This is a genomic window from Acinetobacter sp. CAU_H_78, assembly GCF_058599365.1.
On record NZ_CM178652.1, the window covers coordinates 2,988,010 to 3,004,013 of the forward strand.

The following is a 16,004-nucleotide window of genomic DNA, read 5'->3' on the forward strand; positions in this document are numbered from 1 at the left end:
GGATGCTGATCGATACCGGAGGAAAGGTATCTGAGCTAAATTTGAAAAGGCCCTCACAGGAGTTGGGGCCTTTTTCTTTCATTCTGATATTAACTATTTAGCTTTTTACTGAGGGGTGGTCATCTTAAGCAACTTGGCTTTTGGACTATCTTCAATCACCCAGAGTGAGCCATCTTTGGCCTGAATCGCACCACGAATCCGCTCTTTCATATCCAGTCGCTGTATTTCTTTCGCAGGATTTTGAGTGGTATCAATTACAATCATTGCCTGAGAAGACAGACCTGTAGCAATGGCTTTATTTTTCCATTGAGGAAAGCTATTGCCAGTATAGAACAACAAGTCTGAAGGAGAAATTACTGGAGTCCAATCTAGTGCTGGTGCTTCAAACTCTGGTCGGGTGCTGTGATCTGGAATCGGCTTGCCATCATAATGATCCCCATTGGAGACGATCGGATAGCCATAATTTTTGCCTTTTATCACTTTATTCAGCTCATCACCGCCTTTAGGACCCATTTCAATCACCCAAAGCTGCCCTTGTGGATCAAATGCCAAACCGAGAGGATTACGGTGTCCCAGACTCCAGACCTGCTTGGCAATTTCGCCCTGATTCATAAATGGATTATCGGAAGGAATTGAACCATCGTCATTCAGACGAATAATCTTGCCGGCATTGGAGTTCATGTCCTGGGCTGGATTAAATTGCTGACGTTCACCCGAACTGATCCAGAGCTTATTGTCTGAGCCAAAGATAATCCGGTGCCCATAATGACCCTGTCCGGAAGAAAATTTCGGTACCTGAGTCCAGATTTTTTTGATCTGAGTGAGTTGAGGGGTGCTCTTGGTGAGATCTAGTTTGCCACGAACCACGACTGCACCATAGCCACCCTGCCCCTGTTCGGCATAACTGAGATACACCCATTGATTCTTGGCAAAGTCAGGATGGAGTGCAATATCGCCTAAGCCACCTTGTCCGCCATAGGCCACTTGAGGGATACCCTGAATAGTTTGAGTGCTGCGATTGGCTGGATTAAATAATTTTAATTTTCCTGATCTTTCGGTAATCAGTAAACGCTGATCCGGCAGCTCAGTCAGTGCCCATGGCTCATTCAATTGCGTAAATTCTTCAACTTTATAGGCTTGCTGTGTGGTTTTGGCAGCGGATTTCCCAGCTGCCGGTGATGAAGTCTTGTCTTGGGCACAGGCAGTCAGGCTATAGGAACCCAAGCTTAATAATAAAATTGCTGCTATTTGAGTCTGTTTCATTGTTATTCTTCATGCTAATTTCATTCAGATAAGTACCAATTTAGCATTCCAGACAGCGGCTAAAATAATAAAAAAGTAAAGGAATCGTAAGCGGATATAACATAATCTCAATAAGATAGCTGATGTATTGATTAGATTTTTTATTATTTAATATAGGCTGAATCACGAAGGATTTTCGCCTGATACAACTGCTGATCGGCTGTTTTCAGTAAACGGTCAACATTTTTATAGATATGCTCAGCGTCCATAATCGCTGCCCCAACACTGATACTGATCCAGGTCTTGTCATCCCCACGATTGGCATGTTCCAAATTGAGCTGACGAATGACCTCACAAAGTTGCTCGGCAAAAGCTTCGGCTTCCTGCGAGGAAATATCTGCCAGTAAAACCGCAAATTCCTCACCCCCATAACGGGCCAGAAAGCCATTTTCAGGCAATATTTGCTGAATAGTTTGAACCAGTGTTTTTAAAATATAGTCACCTTTGAGATGGCCATAATAGTCATTATAGTTTTTAAAATAATCTACATCGATCATATAAACAGCCAGCGAAGTCTGATTTGCGATTGTATATTCATATTGCTGCTGAAGCTCTTCATTTAAGGCAAAGCGATTATAGGCACCTGTCAGCGAATCCAGCCTCACCTGCTGCGCGAGTTTCTCATTGAGCAAGGTGATATCACGCGTACAGTCCCGAACCTTCTGATCAAGTTCTTTATTCAGGCGCAAAAGCTGCTTGTTTAACAACTCGGTATTAATACTTTGCACCGCATAATCACGGCTGAGCTGAAAGGTAATTAAAATGAAATAGGCACAAGATGTATAAAATGCAATTTCAACTGAATCTATCACCTTTAAAGCAAGTAAATAGTCATGCAGGAAGGTCAGGCAGACCAGCACCACCGCAATAGAATTGATCTTGGAATAACGCACATGCGATTTATGCATGCGGTAAGCGCCATAAAGCAGATTAATAAAGACCAGTACTGCAATACTAAAGCTCTGGAAAAAGAAGCTCTGGAATATATAAGGCAGCGTAAACAGGGTCACAGCCACATTGATACTAATTAACAAAGCTGTGATTTTTAATAAATAAGGATTTAACAGTCGATAAGGCAATAAATAGATATAAATCAGGAAAAATAGAGTCGCCAATTCAGTCAGTAAATACTCAAATCGTGTGCCCCATACCCAGGAAATATTCGTGAATAAAGTATAAATAAATGGAACTGCAAAGAAGCTACGCAGGCTCAAGCACAGAATAAATAACCCTAGAAACAGCAGCAAATTACCTGCTTGCGTTTTAAGGCTGCGAAATACTGCAAAGAACACCATAAAGCAGCCAATCATCAGCAGAACGCCACTGATCACACTTAAAGGAATCACCTGATCATAAAACTTATCCAGAATAGGCTGGTTAAAGCCAATAAACATGCTGTTTTCCAGCCCGCCACGGATATGGTGATAACTTGAAGCCTGAATGGTAATCGTCACTTCTCGCTGTGAGGGAAAGAAAGAAGCCAGCTTTGGCGCCATCATGGTCTGATGCTGACCATGTATGCCTACCTACCCTACTTCTATCAGGAGATAATCATCGACATACATGCGATAAGCCCCATACTGGTATGGTACATAAACATAAACCGCATGATTAATGGCTGATTCAGGCAGCCTGAAGGCTTTTTGAAAAGTTCCAATATGGTCTTTATGACCTGTTAAGGTCAGGAAAGAATTAGGTAAATGAACTTTTTCAGCAGCAAGAGTCTGACTAGAGGAATTTAATGGGGATGATCGCTGCTCAGAAATGGGATCAATCAGCTGATTGGGATAGAACTCTCATTCTCCATCGAGTTTGATATACTGATGATGATCAAAATTTAATTCTGTTACAGCGTATAGCTGTGGAGAAATCAAACTGAGCCATATCAACACAAATGTGTTTATGAGAATCTGCTGCATATGACTCAGAGAATAAAAAATATTTACACGAGTAGTATAACATTTTACAGCTGATCAGAGATTATACAGCTGTAAAAAATTAGTCGTTAAAGAGAGAAAAGTGATTATATAAATATAAAAAAAGCCCCCTGCGCTAGCAGAGGGCTTTTGGAATAATGAGCTGGCGATGACTTACTCTCACATGGGATACCCCACACTACCATCAGCGCTAAGAGGTTTCACTTCTGAGTTCGGGAAGGGATCAGGTGGTTCACTCTTGCTATGGTCGCCAGCACAACTGGTATGATTACTCGCTATGGTCTTATCTACGTTGCTTACGCTTCGTTTGCCTAGCTTTCTTCAAATAGAATGCATTAACAGATGTATCTGAGTTGCAGTAGTTTGTTCGATTAGCTTAACTAAATCAAGGTTTCGTCTGATCGTTAGATCAATATGAAATCAATTGATGCTTTATATACAACTGCTTGGGTGTTGTATAGTCAAGCCTCACGAGCAATTAGTATTGGTCAGCTTCATGCATCACTGCACTTCCACATCCAACCTATCAACGTCGTAGTCTTCAACGGCTCTTTAGGAGACATAAAGTCTCGGGGAAATCTTATCTTGAGGTAGGCTTCCCGCTTAGATGCTTTCAGCGGTTATCCCTTCCGAACATAGCTACCCGGCGATGCGACTGGCGTCACAACCGGTACACCAGAGGTTCGTCCACTCTGGTCCTCTCGTACTAGGAGCAGATCCTCTCAAATTTCCAGCGCCCACGGTAGATAGGGACCGAACTGTCTCACGACGTTCTAAACCCAGCTCGCGTACCTCTTTAAATGGCGAACAGCCATACCCTTGGGACCTGCTTCAGCCCCAGGATGAGATGAGCCGACATCGAGGTGCCAAACACCGCCGTCGATATGAACTCTTGGGCGGTATCAGCCTGTTATCCCCAGAGTACCTTTTATCCGTTGAGCGATGGCCCTTCCATACAGAACCACCGGATCACTAAGACCTACTTTCGTACCTGCTCGACTTGTGGGTCTCGCAGTTAAGCGCGCTTTTGCCTTTATACTCTACGCGTGATTTCCGACCACGCTGAGCGCACCTTCGTACTCCTCCGTTACTCTTTAGGAGGAGACCGCCCCAGTCAAACTACCCACCAGACATGGTCCTCGCTCCCGATCAGGGAGCAGAGTTAGAACCTCAATATTACCAGGGTGGTATTTCAAGGACGGCTCCATGGCAACTAGCGTCACCACTTCAAAGCCTCCCACCTATCCTACACAAGTAAGATCAAAGTTCAATGTCAAGCTGCAGTAAAGGTTCACGGGGTCTTTCCGTCTAGCCGCGGGTACACCGCATCTTCACGGCGAATTCGATTTCACTGAGCCTCTGCTGGAGACAGCGCCGCCATCATTATGCCATTCGTGCAGGTCGGAACTTACCCGACAAGGAATTTCGCTACCTTAGGACCGTTATAGTTACGGCCGCCGTTTACTGGGGCTTCGATCAATAGCTTCGCTTGCGCTAACCACATCAATTAACCTTCCAGCACCGGGCAGGCATCACACCCTATACGTCCACTTTCGTGTTTGCAGAGTGCTATGTTTTTAATAAACAGTTGCAGCGGCCTGGTTTCTGAGGCTGTCAACAGCTCAAGGAGCAAGTCCCATCACCATCAACAGCGTACCTTCTCCCGAAGTTACGGTACCATTTTGCCTAGTTCCTTCAGCAGAGTTCTCTCAAGCGCTTTGGTCTACTCGACCTGACCACCTGTGTCGGTTTCGGGTACGATTCCAGTGTAACTGAAGCTTAGAGACTTTTCCTGGAAGTATGGTATCAGCCACTTCACCAGTAAACTGGCTTGCTATCAACTCTCAGCATAGAGCACCCCGGATTTGCCTAAGATGCATGCCTACTGTCTTCCACCTGGACAACCAACGCCAGGCTGACTTAACCTTCTCCGTCCTCTCATCGCATTACACTGAAGTATTGGAATATTAACCAATTTCCCATCGACTACGCCTCTCGGCCTCGCCTTAGGGGTCGACTCACCCAGCCCCGATTAACGTTGGACTGGAACCCTTGGTCTTTCAGCGAACGGGTTTTTCACCCGTTTTGTCGTTACTCACGTCAGCATTCGCACTTCTGATACCTCCAGCATGCTTCTCAACACACCTTCATCGGCTTACAGAACGCTCCCCTACCACTTGCAATAAATTGCAAATCCGCAGCTTCGGTACATAGTTTTAGCCCCGTTACATCTTCCGCGCAGGCCGACTCGACTAGTGAGCTATTACGCTTTCTTTAAAGGGTGGCTGCTTCTAAGCCAACCTCCTAGCTGTCTATGCCTTCCCACATCGTTTCCCACTTAACTATGATTTAGGGACCTTAGCTGGCGGTCTGGATTGTTTTCCTCTTGACTACGGACGTTAGCACCCGCAGTCTGTCTCCCGGATAGTACTCATTGGTATTCGGAGTTTGCATCGGTTTGGTAAGTCGGGATGACCCCCTAGCCGAAACAGTGCTCTACCCCCAATGGTATTCGTCCGAGGCGCTACCTAAATAGCTTTCGGGGAGAACCAGCTATCACCGAGTTTGATTAGCCTTTCACCCCTATCCACAAGTCATCCCCTGGCTTTTCAACGACAGTGGGTTCGGTCCTCCAGTTAGTGTTACCCAACCTTCAACCTGCTCATGGATAGATCACCCGGTTTCGGGTCTATACCCAGCAACTAAACGCCCTATTAAGACTCGATTTCTCTACGGCTCCCCTATTCGGTTAACCTCGCTACTGAATATAAGTCGCTGACCCATTATACAAAAGGTACGCAGTCACCACACAAAGTGGCTCCCACTGCTTGTATGCATGCGGTTTCAGGATCTATTTCACTCCCCTCACAGGGGTTCTTTTCGCCTTTCCCTCACGGTACTGGTTCACTATCGGTCAGTCAGGAGTATTTAGCCTTAGAGGATGGTCCCCCTATATTCAGACAAGGTTTCACGTGCCTCGCCCTACTCGACATCATCATATCAGCCCTTTCGTGTACAGGACTATCACCCACTATGGTTGCACTTCCCAGAGCATTCCACTAAAACTGATATGACTTAATGGGCTGTTCCCCTTTCGCTCGCCGCTACTGAGGGAATCTCAATTGATTTCTTTTCCTACGGATACTGAGATGTTTCACTTCTCCGCGTTCGCCTCATAAACCTATGTATTCAGTTTATGATACCGACCTTATAGCCGGTGGGTTTCCCCATTCAGACATCTCCGGATCACAGGATATTTGCCGCCTCCCCGGAGCTTTTCGCAGGCTATCACGTCTTTCTTCGCCTCTGACTGCCAAGGCATCCACCACATGCACTTAATTACTTGACTATACAACCCCAAACAGTCGTTCATCCCTACAAGTAGGATGAGCAACAGATTGTGATGATTACTCATCACTCTCATACAGTTGGTATCTCGTAGATTTAACTACCGTACAGCTTCAATTAGATTCATATACCAAAACGCTTGATTCAGTTAATTTCGCTAGTTCTCATTCAATCACTTCAACAATCAATCTTGCGATCTCTTGTTTCCGCTCTTTCATGAGTATGAACAAATTATTTCAACTCAAATATATTCTGTTAATGATTTAATGCATCCTCGTCGGACTGCATTACTGTGATAAATCACAGAGGTTAATAACAATGCCGCGCATTATACGCCGCTTTCTTACTAAGCTCTATAAGCTATCAAACCGTTTGCTTATTACGTATTCGAACGAATACGTGGTGGAGACTAGGAGAGTCGAACTCCTGACCTCCTGCGTGCAAAGCAGGCGCTCTACCAACTAAGCTAAGTCCCCAGCTTATCAATAAGTCAATGTATCGTTCCGTTTCTGTTCGCTCTGCAATTAACGCTTCGTCAGTAGTGGTGGGTCTGACAAGACTTGAACTTGTGACCCCACGCTTATCAAGCGTGTGCTCTAACCAACTGAGCTACAGACCCTCAGATACATCGTCATGAAGAACAACTTGTTGTGGATTCTTACCAATCGTCAATCTTTCGTTAAGGAGGTGATCCAGCCGCAGGTTCCCCTACGGCTACCTTGTTACGACTTCACCCCAGTCATCGGCCACACCGTGGTAAGCGTCCTCCCTAAGGTTAGACTACCTACTTCTGGTGCAACAAACTCCCATGGTGTGACGGGCGGTGTGTACAAGGCCCGGGAACGTATTCACCGCGGCATTCTGATCCGCGATTACTAGCGATTCCGACTTCACGCAGTCGAGTTGCAGACTGCGATCCGGACTACGATCGGCTTTTTGAGATTAGCATCTGCTCGCGCAGTAGCAACCCTTTGTACCGACCATTGTAGCACGTGTGTAGCCCTGGCCGTAAGGGCCATGATGACTTGACGTCGTCCCCGCCTTCCTCCAGTTTGTCACTGGCAGTATCCTTAAAGTTCCCACCCGAAGTGCTGGCAAATAAGGAAAAGGGTTGCGCTCGTTGCGGGACTTAACCCAACATCTCACGACACGAGCTGACGACAGCCATGCAGCACCTGTATCAGAGTTCCCGAAGGCACCAATCCATCTCTGGAAAGTTCTCTGTATGTCAAGGCCAGGTAAGGTTCTTCGCGTTGCATCGAATTAAACCACATGCTCCACCGCTTGTGCGGGCCCCCGTCAATTCATTTGAGTTTTAGTCTTGCGACCGTACTCCCCAGGCGGTCTACTTATCGCGTTAGCTGCGCCACTAAAGCCTCAAGGGCCCCAACGGCTAGTAGACATCGTTTACGGCATGGACTACCAGGGTATCTAATCCTGTTTGCTCCCCATGCTTTCGCACCTCAGTGTCAGTATTAGGCCAGATGGCTGCCTTCGCCATCGGTATTCCTCCAGATCTCTACGCATTTCACCGCTACACCTGGAATTCTACCATCCTCTCCCATACTCTAGCTAACCAGTATCGAATGCAATTCCCAAGTTAAGCTCGGGGATTTCACATTTGACTTAATTAGCCACCTACGCGCGCTTTACGCCCAGTAAATCCGATTAACGCTTGCACCCTCTGTATTACCGCGGCTGCTGGCACAGAGTTAGCCGGTGCTTATTCTGCGAGTAACGTCCACTTATCCCAGGTATTAACCAGGTAAGCCTCCTCCTCGCTTAAAGTGCTTTACAACCAAAAGGCCTTCTTCACACACGCGGCATGGCTGGATCAGGGTTGCCCCCATTGTCCAATATTCCCCACTGCTGCCTCCCGTAGGAGTCTGGGCCGTGTCTCAGTCCCAGTGTGGCGGATCATCCTCTCAGACCCGCTACAGATCGTCGCCTTGGTAGGCCTTTACCCCACCAACTAGCTAATCCGACTTAGGCTCATCTATTAGCGCAAGGTCCGAAGATCCCCTGCTTTCTCCCGTAGGACGTATGCGGTATTAGCGTCCCTTTCGGAACGTTGTCCCCCACTAATAGGCAGATTCCTAAGCATTACTCACCCGTCCGCCGCTAGGAATCAGGTGCAAGCACCCTATCCCCGCTCGACTTGCATGTGTTAAGCCTGCCGCCAGCGTTCAATCTGAGCCATGATCAAACTCTTCAGTTAAAATCATTTCGAACTTTATAAGTAAAGTTCTTAAACTTGGCTCATCAATTTTCTGACAAATATTTCTCAAATAAACTTCGAGTAATTTCTACCATTCAATCAATGAAAATAATTTCGATTAATCAACCAGTAAAAATCCACACAAGTTGTTCTTCATAATCTCTTAATGATCTTTCTAACATCTCGTCAATGCCAGAAGCTGGACTTCAATAAACTTAACAACTCAGCAATCTGCTTCGTTCGTTTCCGTCTATCTCGTCGGTATGGGTGCATTCTAGAGGATTTCAGAATCATTGCAACCCCCAATTCACTATATTTTTCACGTATGTATCTTTTTTCTACGAATTTCGTTAAAAAATTGCTTTTTTATCTAAATTTTGAGCATTTTTCTTCAATAAAAGCCGTATTCATTGCAATTCAATTTAAAACAGTAAAATTTATTAAGACCTGATAACTATCAAAAAACTGTGATTTTTAAATAAGACCGTATAATTTAAGGGCTGTATCCAGAATTTTCCGAAACTTTCTTATATCAGCTTACATATTTCGCTGTTTTCTATCCGACTTATATATATGGAGCTTTCTGTAAGGTCAAAACCCTTGCTAAATACAGATTTTTTCTTAACACCCGCTTTTAAGAAGCAAAAATGAGGATATGATCCTTCTAGATTTCAGATCATCCAGAAAGCTTACTTAAGCGCAGAAGAATAGGCAGAAGATTGAAATCGGTTAAGCCACATTTGAGTATCTATCTTTTATCCAGTGCTGCATCACTTCCTCAATCACTTCTTTCTTACCACTATAGTCTTCAGCAGCAAACAATAATTTGGCCCGACGTGGCAGGCGTTCTTTGACTAATGAAAAGAGTAAATAGTGGGAGGCAAGATCTAATTGCTGAAATAAGGCCTGTACCTGATCAAAAGATTTTTGTTTTCGCTCAGCAGACTCATATTCGAAGAGAAAACGCAAAATGAAATCGATGTCTTCATCAAACATCTGTTCAGTCTGGTATTGATACACCTTATTTACCTTTCTTTTTATAGATGGATTGAGATTCAAAGATGATTCATTCATCTCACTATGGATTTAACCTGAATCCAAGCTGATTCATCCATCTTTGTGTTGAATTTATTGAAGATTGAACATATAGCCAGACAACACCAATAAAAAAGGAAGAGATCTCTCCCAAAATCTCTTCCTTAGAATTGAATCTTTACCCGATCCATTATGTCATTATTATAGTTATTCACATTATATTAACTTGTCTCTTTATTTAGAGACCTGATCAATTATGGAGTTGTCTGTTATTGATCATTACCCTCTAGATATGCTTTTCACGGAATCTCTAGACGAATAAATCTTATACACAAAAAACCAGAAATGCAAGCCAAATGGCAAAATTTAAATGTTGTTTTTATAAGGTTTTTTTTGAATTTCTATATTTATATAATTCATATACAACTTAAAAAATAAAAGCAGGCCGAAGCCTGCTTTTATTTCAATAACTTAGAACCAGCCTTAGTCAACAAAGGTCACTTTTGCAATTGCTTTTTTGCTGGCCTGAATAATTAAAGTTACGTTCTCTTTCACAGAAAAAGACGCATCAACCGGTTTCCAGTCCACTTTTACAGTGCCACGGCCTAAGGCATCTTTAGCTTGAGCAGCATTTTTGGTTAAGCCAGCTTCACGTAAAATTGAAGTAATGAAGATCTCACCACCAAATTCGCCACGTGAAATGGTCACTTCTGGCGTACCTTCAGGCAGTTCACCTTCAGTAATGATATTACCTGCACCCTTATGGGCATGAGCGGCAGCTTCAGCACCGTGGAAACGTTCTACCAGTTCCAGCGCAAGAATACGTTTTACTTCCTGCGGGTTACGGCCTTCTTCGATTTCTTTCAACAAGCCTTGAATTTCTTCTATAGATTTGAAGCTGAGCAGATCGAAATAACGCTCAATCAGTGAATCTGGCATAGACAGTACTTTCTGGTACATCGCGCCAGGTGCATCAAATACACCAATATAGTTGCCTAAAGATTTAGACATCTTGTTCACGCCATCCAGACCTTCAAGAATTGGCACAGTAATGCACACCTGCGCTTCCTGGTTATAACGGCCTTGTAGAGTACGACCCATCAACAGGTTAAAGGTCTGGTCTGTACCCCCTAACTCCACGTCAGCTTCTAAGGCGATTGAGTCATAACCTTGAACTAGCGGATATAAGAATTCATGAATCGCAATCGGTTGCTGGTTGTTATAACGTTTGGTGAAGTCATCACGCTCTAACATACGTGCAACTGTTTGTTGTGATGCCAATTGAATCAGGTCAGCTGCAGTTTTTTGTGCAAACCATTCCGAGTTAAACACGACTTTGGTTTTGTTTGGATCAAGAATTTTAAATACTTGTTCCTGATAGGTTTTTGCATTTTCCAGCACCTGCTCACGTGACAATGGCGGGCGGGTTGCGCTCTTACCAGTCGGGTCACCGATCATCGCAGTATAATCCCCGATCAGGAAGTACACTTCATGACCCAAGTCTTGGAATACTTTTAATTTATTGATTAAAACTGTATGACCTAAGTGCAGGTCCGGTGCAGTTGGGTCAAAACCCGCTTTAATTTTTAAAGGACGATTCTGCTTTAATTTCTTCAGAAGGTCTTCTTCGGAAATAATTTCGTGGGTGCCTCGTTGGATGAGGGCAAGTTGTTCTTCAGCCGGCAGGAAATTTGACATCACAAAATCCAAATACATCAGTTATTCAATTTGTGCGATATACTAACACTTTTTCAGCACATTGCAGGCTTAAGAATAATCATGACAGCGATCTATATTGGGGTAATGACCGGCACAAGTATGGATGGTGTCGATATTGTTGCTGCTTCTTTTGATCCACTTCAGCTTCATGCCACCCTCACCTTGCCTTTTGATCCCGATCTTCGTGATGAACTGATGGCGTTAACTTTGCCAGATGACAATGAAATCGACCGCATGGGCAAAGCTGATGTCGCACTAGCACAGATGATTGGTCATGGCATCAATACGCTGATTAAAGAAAATAATTTAGATCGATCTCAAATCAAGGCGATTGGCTCACATGGTCAGACCATCCGCCATCGTCCTGAACATGGCTTTACCCTGCAAATTGGTGATCCAAATATTATTACGGAAATTACCCAGATTCCGGTCATTTCTGATTTCCGTCGTCGCGATCTGGCTGCTGGCGGCCAAGGCGCACCTTTGGTTCCCGCTTTCCATCAGGATATTTTCCAGCATGACAATATTCACCGCGTGATTCTGAATTTAGGCGGCATTGCCAATGTGAGTATTCTGCCAGCAGGTCAACCAGATCAAGTTTATGGCTTCGATACCGGCCCTGCCAATATTCTGATGGATGCCTGGTGTCAGCGTTATACCGGCCAGCCTTTTGATGAAAATGGTAACTGGGCAGCTTATGGCACGCCAATCCGTAGCCTATTGGACCGTTTACAGGAACATGAGTTCTTCTCAAAAGAGCCACCGAAAAGCACTGGCCGCGAAGACTTCAATCTAGAATGGCTGGATGAACAGATTGCTGACTGGCGCAATGACCTTCAATATGATGAACTTGAAGATACCCCAGAAAATGTTCAGGCAACCTTAATGAAGCTCACTACCCGTGCGATTAAAAAAGCCATTTACCGTTCTGGTCTGGATACCGGTGAAGTTTATGTTTGTGGTGGTGGTGCCTATAATTCACATTTATTGGAACAGTTACGCTGGCGTTTGCGTAAACATCATTGGAGCGTACAAACCACAGCCGATCTTGGCTTAAATCCGACTTGGGTAGAAGGCACGGCTTTTGCCTGGCTGGCGATGCGTTTTATGAATCAACTCAGCGGCAATCTGCCGGCTGTGACAGGCGCATCAGGTTATCGTGTTCTGGGCACGATTACCTCTGTATAAGAGCAGCTTTAAACTTACTATATATAGTTATAAAAAAGGTCTGCATATTGGCAGACCTTTTTTATGATGAAGAACCATATTTAGATCATGTCTAAATTCTTCCTAACGCATCATGAGTTTGGCATTTTCATTTCTAAATGCACGCAGGATTTGCTGTCCTGCACGACCGGTCGGGCTTAAACCCAGACGGCTCTGTTCCTGACGAATCGCCTGACGGGTTTTATCCCCAATCAGACCATCTACCTCACCAATATCATAACCACGGTTTAACAGGAATTGCTGGATCTCGCGACGTTCCGCACGTGACGTGCCTGGATCATCGGTTGGCCAAGCTGCCTGGATGCTTCCCTTACCTTGTAAGCGGTCAGATAAATGTGCAATCGCTAAAGCATAACTTTCTGCTGCGTTATAGCTGTAAATAGCATCAAAGTTTTTAAAGACTAAAAATATCGGGCCATTTTCGCCTGCAGGCGCCAATAAGCCAGCCTGAGAAGATTCTGATAAATTGCCCTGCAATAGCGGAGTACCGTCAGCACGCACCACACCACGGTTCATCCAGCTACTCAGTGATTTTTTATTGCGTCGGCTTTCGCCTGCAACAGACATGCCTTGTGGAATTTTTACTTCAAAGCCCCAGGGTTGGCCAGTCTGCCAGCCACGTTTTTTCAGGAAATTGGCTGTAGAAGCCAGTGCATCAGGAATACTGCCGACTAAATCACGACGACCATCCCCATCAAAATCAACCGCCAGCTCATCATAAGTCGATGGCATAAACTGGGTATGACCAAAAGCCCCTGCCCACGAACCTTTTAATTGGTTTTCATAGACATCACCCCGTTGCAGCAATTTCATGGTGGTAAAGAACTCACCACGGAAATAACTTTGACGACGACCTTCACAACTCAAAGTACCCAAAGACTGTAATAAAGGATATTTCCCGGAAATATCACCAAAATTACTTTCTACGCCCCATACAGCTACGATAGTTTCTGCCGGCACTCCATAGGCTGCGCTAATCCGGTTTAATACCTCATGATGTTGCTGTAATTTTTGTCGGCCTAGCTGCACACGTTCTTCATCCACCAGTCCAGACAGATAGTCCCAGATCGGAGTCGAAAACTCAGGCTGATAATTCAGCTTTTCAATCACAGAATAATCGGGTGTTAAATTTTGTGTATAACGATCGTAGGTTGAACTACTTACACCTTGTGCAATCGCCTGACTGCGCAAATTGGCAAGACAATTCTGAAAATTATTTTGGGAGGCATAATTGACCGGGCTGCTCGGCACAGAAGATATATCCGTTGATGTCACACGCTGACCATTAATAATCAGTTCTGCCTGTGCCTGTGTAGCAGCTAAAACCAAAGAACCAACAAAAAGTGCAAGCCGTTGCATAAGACCCTTAAATATTTAGATTTTGAATTATGTTTCTACCTTAGCAGTTCATGATGAAAATTAAAGCGCCAATGCGTAAATTTAAATTCATAATTCCTACACTTTTGAATTCATTTTGTAGCTTTTAAATTTAAAAACTTATCCACAAGTCCGATTTAAATTCAAATCAGGCTCTTTTTTAAATTTAAATTCAAAACTCAGGAAATTACTTTTGAATTTAAAAAATTATTATGGATAACTTACCTTTAAATCAGGACTCTTCAATCAACCAAAGGCTTATGATATATAGCATTTCTGTTTTAAATTCATTTTTATTAGAAGTAACTATTTTTAAATTCAAAACTTTGAATTCATTTATTAGTTTTTAAATTTGAATTCATATTTTTGAATTTAAATTTAAACAACAAAGTTTAAATTCAAAGTTCATTTTTAAATTTGAATTTATTTTTATGAATTTAAATTCAAATATTTTTCCAGTTTTAAATTCAAACTCAATGTTAAGTTTATCCACGAGTGAATAACCCAGAATTCAGCTCAAAATAGCAGCGAATTAAATTATTATATTTATACTCAATTGATCAGTTTATAAGCAATTGATTTTAAAAATGATCCGACCAATGGCAGGGGATTTTTAAAGAGGCGCAATCATGCCTGAATCTGGACAAATAAAAAAGCGATCACTGAAGTGATCGCTTTTTTTATCAGCAGCTTAAAGCTTAGATGGTCATATCTTCGCTCAATGCCAATGGATTCGGTAAAATCTTCGCCAGTTGACGGCATAAAGTGGTCAGCTGAGCACTATCAGTTGGCATCAAAGTAATGTGGCCAATCTTGCGACCTTCGCGTTCTGTTTTGTTGTACAGATGCAGGTGTGCGCCTTCTAAAGCCAGGACATCTTCAGTTTTTGGATGCTGACCGATAATGTTTACCATCACGGTTGGACGCACCACTTCAGTTGAACCCAGTGGCAGACCTGCGACCGCACGAACATGGTTTTCAAACTGCGAGCAAACAGCGCCTTCAATCGACCAGTGACCTGAGTTATGCACACGTGGTGCCATCTCGTTTGCATACAGGCCTTTGTCTGTCACAAACAGCTCAAGAGTCAATACACCCACATAATTCAAGTGATTCAGCAGGCGAGTGATGTAATCCTGCGCGACTGGTTGCAGATCCGCACTATTGGGTGCCGGAACAATCGAGTGCGACAGGATGCCGTTGTGGTGATGATTTTCAGCCAATGGCCAGGTTTTGACATCACCATTTTGACCACGTACCGCAATGATAGATACTTCACGAGAGAAAGTCACAAAACTTTCTGCAATCAGTTCACCCGCAGGGCCGAGTTCCGCCCAAGCTTGATCAATTTGATCGGCTGAACGTAAAACAAACTGACCTTTACCATCGTAGCCACCACGAGAGGTTTTCAGCACGATCGGCAAGCCAAGCTCAGCAACGGCCGCCTGCAAGCTTTCCAGTGAAGTCACCGCTTTATACGGTGCAACCGGAATTTCCAGTTCATCAAATAGGGCTTTTTCAGACAGACGATGCTGTGCGATGGCTAAAGCCTGACGTGGCGGATGCAGATCTTTGTTTTGCGTTAAAACGTCTACATCAGCCAGCGGCGTATTTTCAAACTCCAGGCTGAAGACATCTGCGCTATTGATGAAATCCTGCAAGCCATTTACAGCTTTGGTTGAAAAAACCGGACCCAAAGCCGCAGAAGGGCAGTCCGTATTAGCTTCAAAGAACGTACATTGAATATTTAGGGGTAGTGCGGCTTGTGCCATCATCCGGCCTAGTTGGCCGCCACCAAAAATACCGATGGTTTTATCCATTGTGTTTGATCCCGTATTAAG

At 44.0% G+C, this 16,004-nt stretch carries 7 protein-coding genes, 2 tRNA genes and 3 rRNA genes; 1 reads left to right on the forward strand and 11 read right to left on the reverse strand.

What is annotated here, in order from left to right; all coding sequences use genetic code 11:
* Positions 1 to 105: 105 nt before the first annotated feature.
* The 9 genes from AC4MCD_RS14175 to tyrS all read right to left on the reverse strand — a co-directional run bounded on the left by AC4MCD_RS14175 (position 106) and on the right by tyrS (position 11,556).
* Entirely contained in the window at positions 106 to 1,263 is a 1,158-nt protein-coding gene (locus AC4MCD_RS14175; protein WP_491876309.1) for a PQQ-dependent sugar dehydrogenase, read from the reverse strand.
* A 143-nt stretch (positions 1,264 to 1,406) separates the two neighbouring features.
* Complete coding sequence (locus AC4MCD_RS14180; RefSeq protein ID WP_491876310.1) at positions 1,407 to 2,801, reverse strand: GGDEF domain-containing protein; 1,395 nt, start codon at positions 2,799 to 2,801, stop codon at positions 1,407 to 1,409.
* A 578-nt stretch (positions 2,802 to 3,379) separates the two neighbouring features.
* A 5S ribosomal RNA gene (gene rrf / locus AC4MCD_RS14185) occupies positions 3,380 to 3,494 on the reverse strand.
* 202 nt (positions 3,495 to 3,696) lie between these two features.
* Positions 3,697 to 6,588, reverse strand: a 23S ribosomal RNA gene (locus AC4MCD_RS14190).
* A gap of 399 nt (positions 6,589 to 6,987) precedes the next feature.
* Positions 6,988 to 7,063, reverse strand: a tRNA-Ala gene (locus tag AC4MCD_RS14195).
* 66 nt (positions 7,064 to 7,129) lie between these two features.
* A tRNA-Ile gene (locus AC4MCD_RS14200) sits at positions 7,130 to 7,206 on the reverse strand.
* 61 nt (positions 7,207 to 7,267) lie between these two features.
* Positions 7,268 to 8,805: ribosomal RNA gene (locus AC4MCD_RS14205) — 16S ribosomal RNA — on the reverse strand.
* Together the 16S, 23S and 5S rRNA genes with 2 tRNA genes alongside form the textbook arrangement of a ribosomal RNA operon.
* Positions 8,806 to 9,534: 729 nt before the next feature.
* The gene (locus AC4MCD_RS14210) at positions 9,535 to 9,825 is read right to left on the reverse strand and encodes a hypothetical protein (protein ID WP_491876869.1); all 291 of its coding nucleotides are present in this window, start codon (positions 9,823 to 9,825) and stop codon (positions 9,535 to 9,537) included.
* A 498-nt stretch (positions 9,826 to 10,323) separates the two neighbouring features.
* Entirely contained in the window at positions 10,324 to 11,556 is a 1,233-nt protein-coding gene (gene tyrS / locus AC4MCD_RS14215) for a tyrosine--tRNA ligase (RefSeq protein ID WP_161792066.1), read from the reverse strand.
* A gap of 63 nt (positions 11,557 to 11,619) precedes the next feature.
* Here tyrS and AC4MCD_RS14220 point away from each other — a divergent pair, with 63 nt between their 5' ends.
* Positions 11,620 to 12,747, forward strand: a complete 1,128-nt coding sequence (locus tag AC4MCD_RS14220; RefSeq protein WP_180004437.1) for an anhydro-N-acetylmuramic acid kinase — start codon at positions 11,620 to 11,622, stop codon at positions 12,745 to 12,747.
* Between the two features lie 102 nt (positions 12,748 to 12,849).
* On the opposite strand, the gene AC4MCD_RS14225 is transcribed toward AC4MCD_RS14220, so the two are convergent.
* Together AC4MCD_RS14225 and AC4MCD_RS14230 are read right to left on the reverse strand one after the other, a co-directional pair.
* Positions 12,850 to 14,145, reverse strand: a complete 1,296-nt coding sequence (locus AC4MCD_RS14225) for a lytic murein transglycosylase (protein WP_491876311.1) — start codon at positions 14,143 to 14,145, stop codon at positions 12,850 to 12,852.
* 716 nt (positions 14,146 to 14,861) lie between these two features.
* Positions 14,862 to 15,983 (reverse strand): 5-(carboxyamino)imidazole ribonucleotide synthase, encoded by a 1,122-nt coding sequence (locus tag AC4MCD_RS14230; RefSeq protein WP_491876312.1) that lies wholly within the window; start codon positions 15,981 to 15,983, stop codon positions 14,862 to 14,864.
* Positions 15,984 to 16,004: the final 21 nt, after the last annotated feature.

What these genes read in the sequence shown, in the direction of transcription:
- AC4MCD_RS14175 (WP_491876309.1), bottom strand. Translation starts at nt 1,263, where the DNA reads ATGAAACAGACTCAAATAGCAGCAATTTTATTATTAAGCTTGGGTTCC.
- AC4MCD_RS14180 (WP_491876310.1), bottom strand. Translation starts at nt 2,801, where the DNA reads ATGATGGCGCCAAAGCTGGCTTCTTTCTTTCCCTCACAGCGAGAAGTG.
- tyrS (WP_161792066.1), bottom strand. Translation starts at nt 11,556, where the DNA reads ATGTATTTGGATTTTGTGATGTCAAATTTCCTGCCGGCTGAAGAACAA.
- AC4MCD_RS14220 (WP_180004437.1), top strand. Translation starts at nt 11,620, where the DNA reads ATGACAGCGATCTATATTGGGGTAATGACCGGCACAAGTATGGATGGT.
- AC4MCD_RS14225 (WP_491876311.1), bottom strand. Translation starts at nt 14,145, where the DNA reads ATGCAACGGCTTGCACTTTTTGTTGGTTCTTTGGTTTTAGCTGCTACA.
- AC4MCD_RS14230 (WP_491876312.1), bottom strand. Translation starts at nt 15,983, where the DNA reads ATGGATAAAACCATCGGTATTTTTGGTGGCGGCCAACTAGGCCGGATG.